The organism is Mesorhizobium sp. M4A.F.Ca.ET.050.02.1.1 (assembly GCF_003997725.1).
Taxonomy (GTDB): domain Bacteria; phylum Pseudomonadota; class Alphaproteobacteria; order Rhizobiales; family Rhizobiaceae; genus Mesorhizobium.
In genome coordinates, this window is record NZ_RZSG01000196.1 from 1 (window position 1) to 8,641 (window position 8,641).

The window sequence follows — 8,641 nt, forward strand, 5'->3', positions numbered from 1 at the left end:
CAGCAGCTTGGCGTCGAACTTGACGCCTTCGGCGGTCTTGATCAGGGCGCGCACGTCCTTGGGAAAGCACGAGCCGCCATAGCCGAGGCCGGGATAGATGAAGTGGTAGCCGATGCGGGGATCGGAGCCGATGCCCTTGCGTACCTCCTCGATGTCGGCGCCCAGCTGCTCGGCCAGATTGGCCATTTCGTTCATGAAGCTGATCTTGGTGGCCAGCATGCAATTGGCGGCGTATTTGGTGAACTCGGCGCTGCGCACGTCCATCACGATCATCTTCTCGTGGTTGCGGTTGAACGGCGCGTAGAGTTCGCGCATCACTGCCTCGGTGTCCTCGCTCGAGGTGCCGACGATGATGCGATCCGGCTTCATGCAGTCGGCGACGGCCGAGCCTTCCTTGAGGAATTCCGGGTTGGAAGCGACGTCGAAAGCCAGATCCTCGCGACCCCTGGCTTTCAGCGTCTCGGCGATCTTGGCCTTGATCTTCTCGCAGGTGCCGACCGGCACGGTCGACTTGCCGACGACGATCTTGGGCGCCTCCATTTCGCGGCCGATGGCCTCGGCGACGGCGAGCACGTATTTGAGATCGGCCGACCCGTCCTCGCCGGGCGGCGTGCCGACCGCGATCATCTGGATCTGGCCGTGCTTGACGGCGGCGGCCGCGTCCGTGGTGAAACGGATGCGGCCTGCCGCGTGGTTCTCCTTGACGAGGGTTTCCAGCCCGGGCTCGAAGATCGGGATCAGGCCCTGGTTGAGCCGCTCGACCTTTTTCTCGTCGATGTCGACGCACACCACTTGGTGCCCGACTTCCGCGAGCACCGCGGCCTGCACGAGGCCGACATAGCCAATTCCAAAGACGGTCAGATTCATTCGTTCTTGTTCCTGTTCAAGGCCGTCTTCGGTCCGGCCGGTTCAGATGTTGCCTGGCCGTGATCCCCACGGCTGTTTCCTGTTTAAGCATGATTCCGAAAGCGGTCCCCGCTTCTGTCACGCTTGGCTTTCGGTTCGGAACCATACGCTAGTTGCTGTTGGCACCGCTGCTTATGCTGCACGCCAGCGATTCCTTGAACTGGCATGGTTCGCCCAGCGCCGTGAACGCGACACGCTCCACCTGCATGGAGACCTTGCGGCCAGGGTCCGAAAAGGGCCCCATCCAGTTGGTCAGCTTATCGCTGCCCCAGAGGCTGAAGAATATCTTCTGCGAATGGGTCGGCAATTCCTCCGGATTTGTCACTTCATGGACCAGCTTGCCGTTGACGTAGAAGCGCAGGCGGTCCTTTTCCCAGACGAAGCCGTAGTCGTTGAAGCCCTTGTCGGTGCCACCCTCGACATCGGCAAGCTTTTCGTTCTTCGGCTTGCCGGAAATGTAGGTGTTGACCTGGACCTTCGAGGTGTCCTTGGTCAGGACCTCGAAGTCGATCTCGTCCCAGGGCTGCTTGTCGGCAGGGCCGATGTAGGAAAAGAAGGCGGCATTAAGCCCGGACCCGGTATCGGTCTTCATGCGCGCTTCATAGGTGCCGTAGCCATAGCGCTTCTTGGTCTGGATCTCGCCGCAGGCGAATTCGCGGTCTTTCGTCTGGCGCTTCTCGAAGCCGAGTGTCAGCACGCCGTCGGAAAGCCCGACCAGGCTCTTCGACCAGGTGCAGTTCTGGTGGGGGCCGTTCGACCAGCCGTCGGAAACATACCAGCGCGACCGGTCGAGACTCTTGAAATCATCGACGAATGAAGGCGCGCTCTGCACCTCCTGCGCATGGGATGGTTGCGGGGCTGCAACCAGGCTTGCGGCCACTACAAGGAACGCGCCAGCCATGGATAGCCGCCGCAGGCCCACACTCGGCTCTGGCCGCATGACATCGACCGCGACGATGGGGATAGTCTTCGGATCTGCGTTCATACCAACTCACCTTTGTGCTGTCCGCCCCAACCCAAAAGTCATCAAATGGCCCGCCTCCGCGAGCCGCTTGCGATCCTCCGCCCTAGAACTGCCTACCTGTGCCTCGTACCAAAAAGTTGTGCCCTTCAAACTTCATCTCGTGCCGTCAGCGTCCGCCTGCCGACTTGACGAAACCGGTCCGCGAATCGGAACCTTGCTCACTTTCGTCGACAATCGCGTCGAGCGAATGACGCAGTTCCTTCATCAAGCCGTTCTGGCGAGCAAGCTCGGCAATGCGCCGCTCGCAGTTCAGGATCGACTTCGTCAGCTCGCTTACTTCCGACGACTTGCCTGTCGACGCCGATCCGTTCTCCATCGCCTCGACCAGGAAAGCGGCGTTCGCCGCTTTCGACCGGTAGCGATTCTCAAGTCCGGCCTTCTCCGCCTCGATCTCGCCGGCGATCTGATCGAGTAGCCTTGCGAGACGATCGTAGCGCTGGAGATCGGTCTGCCGGTCCCGGGCCGGAGCCCTGGATCTGAAGCCGAATATCGAAGCCATCCGGTTGGCCTTCCAAAATTGCTGCACCGCAACATACACTGCCATTCCGGGGCCGCATAGGCAACCTCGGAGTTTGGGAAAGGCGATTTTTTCCGATCCGCGATCGCTGCAGCGCCGCGGTCCGGGTTACTTTTCAACAGCTTGAGCGGCCATCAGGAAGCGCAGCGGCGGCACCGGCCGCTTGGGGGCAAGGCCGGTCTGGCGAAACAGCGCCTCAAGCTTGTCAGCGGCAACGCCGCGGACGATCGGGATCAGGTTCGACTGGCTGGCCAGCGCATAGGCGGCGGCCGATGCCAGGCCGCGCTCGGCCTTCACGTCGAGGAAATTGCGCAGCCGGTATTTGTCGCGCACATGGCGCTCATGTTTCCTGAGCGCCGCCTTGGATGTCTCCGGCAGCGTATCAATGGCAAGCAACGCCAGGTCCGCGTCGGCAAGGCGCTTCAAATCCTGCGTCTTGTGGCGACCGCTCAGCGAATCGGCACGCACGATGGCGCCATAGCCACAGGACCTGATGACCTTGAAACGGGCGCCGCAGGCGACGGCGCGGGCATAGAGCTCATAGTCCTCGCCGAGGCGCAGGTTCTCGTCGTAACGCAGACCGTGGCGTTCGAGGAAGGCCCGGCTGATGACCGGCTTCAAGAAGCCCAGTTCGCCGCGCTGCACGCGGCGCCTGGAGATGTTGCCTTCGACGAAACGCTCGAAGTCGAGGAATTCCGGATCGGCCGAAAAGGACGGGGCGACGACCTTTGAGACATCGGTCGCCGTGTCGTCCCGGATCAGCATGATGTTGTCGGCGGCGAAATCCCAGTCGGTGCTGGCGAACAGCCTGCGAAAGCGGCCCTCGAGGAAGAAATCGTCGGCGTCGAGGACGCTGATGAAGGGTGAGCTCGAGCCGGCAATCGCGGCATTGCGGGCAAAGGACGGCCCCCGGTTCACATCGAGGCGCATGACTTTGAGCCTGCCGCTGCCGTCATCGGCGGCGCGCGCCACCTCGGCGGTGTCGTCGGTGGAGGCGTCGTCAACGACGACGACTTCAGCCGCTTCCGGCTCACGCAGCGCCGACGCTATGGCGGCCGGGATCGTTCGGGCGGCGTTACGGGCGGCGATGATCACGCAGACCCGGGAAGCTGTGCTGGACATCAATTGACCTCTCGATCGAACGAGTCTGTTTCGAATTTCCTGCCCCTGTGCCCCAAAACGATCGTCACCGGCTGCCTGCTTAGCCGACTGCCGGCCGTTCGAAAATGCGTCGGCTGAGATCGGCCGAAGCCGCCCAGCCGGCCTCGGCCAGATAGCGGACCGGCGCGCGGCCGCATAGTTCCCAAAGCACCGTCCTGCGCAGGGGCCAGCGCAGAGAGGACAGCCAGGGCGCAATCACCATGTGGAGGAGGTCGGCGTCGTCGATGCGCGACAGTATCCGCGTGGCGCGCTCCGACAGCAGCGTACCCGCGCCGCCAAACAGCACGTCGGCCGCCCTGAGGCCCAGCAGCAGCGTATCCTCCAGCCCCTGCCCGGCCGCGTAGTCGAGCAGGTCCCGCTGTTCGGCTTCGCCGAGGCGGCCGGCACTGGCCCTGACATCGCAGACATAGCCGGCGCAGGGCTCACGGTTGAAGAAGGCCTTGGCGACGCTGATGCAGGACAAGAGCAGCGTATCGGAAGCCGAAATGAAAGGCACATGATTGCCGGCGATCCCGACCTCGCGCCTGCGCCGCAGGAAGCCGTCGGTGTCACGCGGGCTCGGCGAGCCGGGCTGCTGCAGCCGGTAGTGGAGGTCGACGGTGGACGGCCTGGCGTCATCGCCACGGATCATGTGTTGCTCGCCGAGGAAACGCAGCCACCACAGCGAACGCGACTTGCCGGCGACCTCGTAGCCCATCGCGCGCAGCGCCTCGCGCGCCTTTGCAAAGCCGGCCTGCGAGACGAGGATGTCGACATCGCCCGACGGCTTCATGAAGTGATCGCCATAGAGCAACTGCTGCTGGAACGGCCCTTTCAGGAAAACGAAATCGATATGCCTTTCGCGCAGCGCCTGATGAATGGCCAAGGAATCCATGATGCCGGACGAATTCATCGAGACCGTGCGGCGACGGTAAGTGTCGAGCCAGCCGAGCAGTTCGGACGGCGCTTCGCCGGCTTTGGTATAGGACAAGGCCTTGAGCACGAAGATCGCAACCTTGTTCAGCCTGGCGATGTCGGCAACCACGGCGGTGGAGATGGACGGCGCCTGCACGCCGACTGCCACCGCACCCGGGCCGGGCGCGAAAAACAGCCTCAGGCACACCTGAACGTAGTCGACTTCGTCGGCGCAGTCGGCGGCGCGTAGCCTCTGGTAAGCACTTTCCTGCACGGCCATTCCCGACAAGGTCCTCGCAAAAAATCCGCCCAGCGTGTTATATTGCAACTGCGAAGAAAAGCATCGCCAAAATCGCCGCAGCCGTCCAGCATTGCTTTGTCGCGGCGGAGTCCTGCAACCACAGCGTTTACATGGGCGGCACTTGGGCAACTCGACAGGCGACCCAGTTCGAGCCTGCGATTCGACACGAATTCGGGCGCATCCGGCACAAATTCTTCATTCCTATAATGCGAGCATTTTGAGTCAAGAAGGACTTATAATAATTAAATCAAATGCTTAAATTGGCGCCGCCGACTCGGCGTTGAACTCCCTTTGCAGGGCATGGCAAGGATATGCCTGCAAAAGGCTTGATCACCAACCAAGGCAGGCGCAACCAAGAATTGATTAATGGTTGGTAAATCATGCTTGACTCATTTAGGGTGCCATGCAGCTATTGCGTTGCAGCATAGCAATGTGCTGCCGGCACTCGACAGGCCGTTTCCAGTCCTTACCGGAGAGTAAAATGGAACAGAATGTTGAAAAGCAAGAGTACGAGACGCCGAGCCTGACGGTTCACGGTTCGATCGAAACGATCACGCAGGGCGGCTCGGGCACGACGGCGCTCGACGCAGCATTCCCTGCGCATACGCCTTTCGACCAGCTTACGTTCTCTTGTGTTCCGGGGCGCAAAGTTGGGGCTCCGAATACGTCTTCTCGGGAAGCCGGGGGCCCAATCCCCCGGCTTCCTGCCTGAGGCCGCGACCGGACCGGCACAAGGCCCTGGGCATCTCAACGATGACCTCTCGGGGCGACTCGGCTGATGCCGATCGATCCCTTCCTGGAACTGACGAAGCGTAGCGTTTTGTAGCGAGGTTTTAGGATGACGTGGGATCCGGCGGATCGAGACCGCGTAACAGCCACCAGCGACGCCGTGGCTTGCGAATTCGGCAACGGACTGGCGCTGCTCAATCTGCAAACCAACATCTATTACAGCCTGAACAGTGTCGGCGCCTATATCTGGGAACTGATCCAGGAGCCGCGCCCGGTTGCCGACATCCGCGCCGCGGTGCTCACGCGCTACGACGTCGATCCAGCGCGCTGCAAGGCCGACGTCGATGGACTGTTGAAAGGCCTGGCCGCGGCAGGGCTTGCGAGGCTCCACCATGAGGAACTTATCTAGGCTCCTCTCGCTCAGCGGTGCGGAGATGCTCTTCCTGGCGCGCTGCATTGTGGTGGTCGCCGCCGTGCGGCTGGGGCTGACGCTGTTTTCCTTCAACCGCGTTCGCCGCCTGGTGACCCGGCTTGACGCGCGCGAGGCGGCCAGCGTCGCCGATCTGAGACGCGTCGCCTGGGGCGTCGCGGCCGCGGCCCGCCTTGTTCCCCATGCGAGCTGCCTGACCCAGGCATTGTCGGGCCAGTACCTCCTCGCCCGCCAAGGCAACACCTCGAGAATACGCATCGGCATCGCGCAGGACACCGGAGCCGAACTGAAAGCGCATGCCTGGCTGATGAGCGGCAATCAGATCGTGCTTGGCGGCTCCCTTGCCGGGTTTGCCCATCTCGTCGACCACGGTCAGTGAACGATGAGCGGCGTCGCCGGAATCCTGTCCAGACGGGCTGGCAAACCCGCCACCGCCGCCGACATCCAGCAAATGCTGGCGCGCATGCGGCATCGCGCCCGTGACGGCGCCTCGTGGTGGTCGGACACGGCGATAGCCCTCGGCCATGCCTGGCTGAACACGACCGACGAAGCCGGGCCGGGTCCGCTGACGATGGCCGGCGGCAGGCTGGCGATCACCGCCGACTGCCGGCTGGACAATCGCGACGAATTGCTGGCGCGGCTCGGCATCCGGGACAAGTCGGTCGCCGACGCCATGCTTGTGATGCGCGCCTATCTCACTTGGGGGGATGCCAGCCCCACCCATCTGCAAGGCGACTTTGCCTTCGCCATCTGGGACAGCGAACGCCGGGCGCTGTTTTGCGCCCGCGACCATTTCGGCGTCAAACCCTTCTATTATCACGCGAGCGACCGGCGTTTCGCCTTCGCCTCGGAGATCGGACCGATCCTTGGCCTCGACGACACCAGCGCGCGCATCAGCGAGCACCAGATTTCCGGCTTCCTGGCCGGGCTGACGGATGATCCGCAATCCACCGCCTACACCGACATCTTCCGCTTGCCGGCCCGCCACAGCCTGACGGTGACGGACAGCCAGGTGGTGCTGCGCCGCTACTGGCAGATCCAACCCTCGGGACGGCCGCTCCGGTCGGATGCCGCCGAGGAGTTCGGACATTTGTTCAAGCAGTCGGTCCACAATCGCATGCGCGGAACCGATGCGGTCGGCGCGATGCTGAGCGGCGGCCTCGATTCCTCCTCAATCGCCTGCGTGGCCGGGCTTGCGAGAGCCGCGACGCGCAAGCCCGGACTGCCGACCTTCTCGCTGATCTTCGAGAAAGGCTCCTCGATGGACGAGAAGCCTTTCATCGACGCCGTGCTTGAAAGGCCAGGCCTCGACAGCACGCTGATCAGCGTGGGCAACTATGCGCCCTTCGCCGAGTTCGAGCGCATCCTGGAGGAGCAGGAAGGCACGTTCCTGGCGCCCGGCCTGTCGCTGACCCGCAGCATCTACCGGACCGCCGACGCGCAGCGCATGAAGGTGCTGCTCGACGGCCATGGCGGCGACGAGGTGGTGTCGCAAGGCCACGGCCATCTGCACGAGCTGGCCGATGCCGGCAGGTGGATGGAGCTGTGGCGGGAATTGCGCGGCGCCTCGAATACCTATGGCGACGGCATGCTCGGCATGTACTTCAAATTCCTGACCGTCTACGGGCCGGCCTGGCGGATCGCGAAACTGAGGGGGATGGCCAATCGCGTCCTCGGCAGGCTGCGGCGCGGGCCGGCGCCTGCGCCGCGCGGCTGGGGCGGCTTGGTCAACCCGGAGCTTGCCCGGCGCACCGAGCTTGCCGAACGGTTCCACAGGGCCGGCTACATGCCGTCCAGCGTCAGCGCCAGCGAGGCGCTGACGCATCGCTGGATCCTGTCGACGGGGCTGGTGCCGCACGCCTTCGAGGTGCTCGACAAGGCCGCCGCCAATTTCGGCGTCGAGCCGCGCTATCCGTTCTGGGACAAGCCGCTGGTCGAGTTCTGCCTGGCGCTGCCGGGCAAGGAGAAGCTGAGCAGCGGCTTCGGCCGCTACGTGCTGCGCCGCGCCATGGACGGCATTCTGCCGCCCGCTGTGCAGTGGCGACGCGACAAGATCGATTTCACGGCCAATCTGGTGAAGGGCATGGTCGGCAACCATCGCGACCTGCTGCACAAGGTGCTGGTGTCGGACGCCGGCCTGATCGCGCCCTATGTCAACCTGCCGGAAGTAGCCGCAGCCTATGCCCGCATCCTGCGGCGGCCGGACGGGGCCGCGCCGCTCGACGTGCAGTATGTCTGGCGCTCGACCTCGCTGTCGCTCTGGCTGCGCCAGGTCAAACTCGGCGGGAGCCTCGCATGATGTCCATCAACGGTTCGCTCGCGCCCGCACTCCGTCAGAATTCGGCTGAGCCGGTCGAAAAGAGCGGCCGGGAGCGCCGCTTCTACCGGGCCTATGGGCTGACGATTAGGTCGGAGGTGGCCTTGCCCGAACTGGAGGCCACGGCGCCGGCCGAGCCAGACATTGTGATCGCGGTGGGCCCGATCGACCATCCAGGACTCCAGCTCGTGGCCGGAACCGCCTTTCGCTTCGAGCCGGCGCGGCAGTATCTCGCCTGGGAGGCGGTCGGCGCTTTCCTGATCAGCGATGCCCGCCGCATCGACATCGAGCCCGTGCCCGGCATCGACGACCAGCTGATCGCCTTCCCGCTGCTGGGGCCGGTCATGGCGCTGCTTCTGCAC

Annotated in this window: 9 protein-coding genes and 1 pseudogene; 5 read left to right on the forward strand and 5 right to left on the reverse strand. The window is 63.7% G+C overall.

From position 1 onward, the window contains the following. From EOA33_RS15245 to EOA33_RS15265, 5 genes are all read right to left on the reverse strand, one after another. Positions 1-867, reverse strand: an 867-nt coding sequence (locus EOA33_RS15245) for a UDP-glucose/GDP-mannose dehydrogenase family protein (protein WP_145989153.1), incomplete at its 3' end; no start/stop codon positions are given. Positions 868-1,015: 148 nt separating this feature from the next. Next, the gene (locus EOA33_RS15250) at positions 1,016-1,807 is read right to left on the reverse strand and encodes a glycoside hydrolase family 16 protein (RefSeq protein WP_245482340.1); all 792 of its coding nucleotides are present in this window, start codon (positions 1,805-1,807) and stop codon (positions 1,016-1,018) included. Between the two features lie 229 nt (positions 1,808-2,036). Continuing rightward, positions 2,037-2,429: a hypothetical protein gene (locus EOA33_RS15255; RefSeq protein ID WP_126056856.1), complete on the reverse strand. Its 393-nt coding sequence runs from the start codon at positions 2,427-2,429 to the stop codon at positions 2,037-2,039. Positions 2,430-2,555: 126 nt separating this feature from the next. Beyond that, positions 2,556-3,569: a glycosyltransferase family 2 protein gene (locus tag EOA33_RS15260; protein WP_126056857.1), complete on the reverse strand. Its 1,014-nt coding sequence runs from the start codon at positions 3,567-3,569 to the stop codon at positions 2,556-2,558. A 79-nt stretch (positions 3,570-3,648) separates the two neighbouring features. Next, positions 3,649-4,782, reverse strand: coding sequence for a nucleotidyltransferase family protein (locus EOA33_RS15265; RefSeq protein WP_126056858.1), 1,134 nt, complete (start codon positions 4,780-4,782; stop codon positions 3,649-3,651). A gap of 502 nt (positions 4,783-5,284) precedes the next feature. On the opposite strand from EOA33_RS15265, the gene EOA33_RS15270 reads away from it, so the two are divergent. The 5 genes and pseudogenes from EOA33_RS15270 to EOA33_RS15290 form a co-directional block, all read left to right on the forward strand. Next, positions 5,285-5,515, forward strand: coding sequence for a lasso RiPP family leader peptide-containing protein (locus tag EOA33_RS15270; RefSeq protein ID WP_127405985.1), 231 nt, complete (start codon positions 5,285-5,287; stop codon positions 5,513-5,515). A 126-nt stretch (positions 5,516-5,641) separates the two neighbouring features. Continuing rightward, positions 5,642-5,941: a PqqD family protein gene (locus EOA33_RS15275; protein ID WP_126056860.1), complete on the forward strand. Its 300-nt coding sequence runs from the start codon at positions 5,642-5,644 to the stop codon at positions 5,939-5,941. Further along, positions 5,925-6,341 (forward strand): lasso peptide biosynthesis B2 protein, encoded by a 417-nt coding sequence (locus tag EOA33_RS15280; RefSeq protein ID WP_126056861.1) that lies wholly within the window; start codon positions 5,925-5,927, stop codon positions 6,339-6,341. Before EOA33_RS15275 ends, EOA33_RS15280 begins: the two co-directional genes overlap by 17 nt. Before the next feature lie 3 nt (positions 6,342-6,344). Beyond that, a complete protein-coding gene (locus EOA33_RS15285) occupies positions 6,345-8,261 on the forward strand; it encodes a lasso peptide isopeptide bond-forming cyclase (RefSeq protein ID WP_127405986.1) in 1,917 nt (638 codons plus the stop codon). Further along, positions 8,258-8,641 (forward strand): annotated as a pseudogene (locus tag EOA33_RS15290) (serine kinase); the annotation flags it as partial. The gene EOA33_RS15285 and the pseudogene EOA33_RS15290, both read left to right, overlap by 4 nt.